Source organism: Azoarcus sp. TTM-91, assembly GCF_012911025.1.
GTDB lineage: Bacteria > Pseudomonadota > Gammaproteobacteria > Burkholderiales > Rhodocyclaceae > Azoarcus.
The window spans coordinates 1-1,218 of the sequence record NZ_WUEI01000263.1 but is presented as its reverse complement, the minus strand read 5'-3'; the positions used below and the strand labels follow the sequence as shown (position 1 = coordinate 1,218).

The window sequence follows — 1,218 nt, the reverse complement described above, 5'->3', positions numbered from 1 at the left end:
ATCCAGTACTCGCCGCCGTCGCGGTTGCGGTTGCTGAGCTCGCCGTGCCAGGCGGCGCCGGCGCGCAGCTGGTTCCACATGGCGGTGAAGAAGGCGGGCGGCTGCCGGTTGGAGGCGATGAGGCGGTAGGGCTGGCCCAGCAGCTCCTCGCGGGTGTAGCCGCAGGCGCGGCAGAAAGCCTGGTTCACATACAGGATGTGGCCGTTCTCGTCGGCCAGCGACAGCTGCAGCGAGTCCATCAGCAGCGCTGGATCGACGCCTAGGGCGATGAGTTCGGTCAGATCCTGTTCGGCCGCTTGGGACATGCGGGCTGTCCTCGATCAAGGCCGCCATGCCGGTGGCGGGGGCCGGGCCCCTGCGCCGGCGGGGCGTTCAGCGGTGGGTGTCATCCGGGTCGTCCCCGGGAATCAGCAATACCGTACGGCCGCGGCCGGGCGGCTGGTTGCCCAGGCTGCGGACGTGGGCGAGGAAGCGCCGGCCGTTGAGCCGGATCTGGCTGTCGCCCTGCAGGCTGGCGAGCAGGCCGGCGTGTTCCGGCAGCGCCTGCGCCAGGGGCTGGCCGAGCAGGCTGGCGGTGGTGGCGAACAGCGCGGCGGCGCGGCCGTTGAGGGCGACCACCAGTTCATCCTCGTCCACGCCCACCACCGGCCAGGGCAGCAGCTCGGTGACCTCCTGCAGCACTGCCAGCGCGTTGCGGTGGCGGGTGATGCTGCGCTCGCGGTCGTCCAGCAGGTGCTGCAGCTGCAGGTTGGCTTCGGCCAGTTCCTGGTTGCGTTGCGCCAGGGTGTCGGTCAGGCGGCGGTTTTCATCCAGCAGCGCCTTGTGGCGGAAGGCCTCGGCGATGTTGGCGCGCAGTTGTTCGTCGTCCCAGGGCTTGGTGAGGAATTTGTACACTGCGCCTTCGTTGATGGCGCTGGTGACCGACTGCAACTCGGTGTAGCCGGAGAGCACGATGCGCACCGTGCGCGGATGGCAGAGGCGGGCGCGGCGCAGGAACTCGATGCCGCTCATGCCGGGCATGCGCTGGTCGGAAACGATGACGTCCACCGCCTCGCGGTCCAGCAGGGCGAGGGCCTCCTCGCCGCCGGCGGCGCTGAGGATGCGGTAGCCGTCGCGCCGCAGCAGGCGCTTCATCGCGGAGAGGATGTTGTCCTCGTCGTCCACCAGCAGCAGTGTGGCCTGACGCAGGGGCGGATGGGAGGGCGAGCCGGGGGGCGT

At 70.4% G+C, this 1,218-nt stretch carries 2 protein-coding genes; both read right to left on the bottom strand.

Annotated features, from left to right (window positions below):
* On the bottom strand, positions 1-305 hold a 305-nt coding region (locus GRF61_RS24135), incomplete at its 3' end, for a PAS domain-containing protein (RefSeq protein WP_169153154.1).
* 67 nt (positions 306-372) lie between these two features.
* A partial coding sequence (locus tag GRF61_RS24130; protein WP_248281430.1) for a response regulator occupies positions 373-1,218 on the bottom strand: 846 nt, incomplete at its 5' end.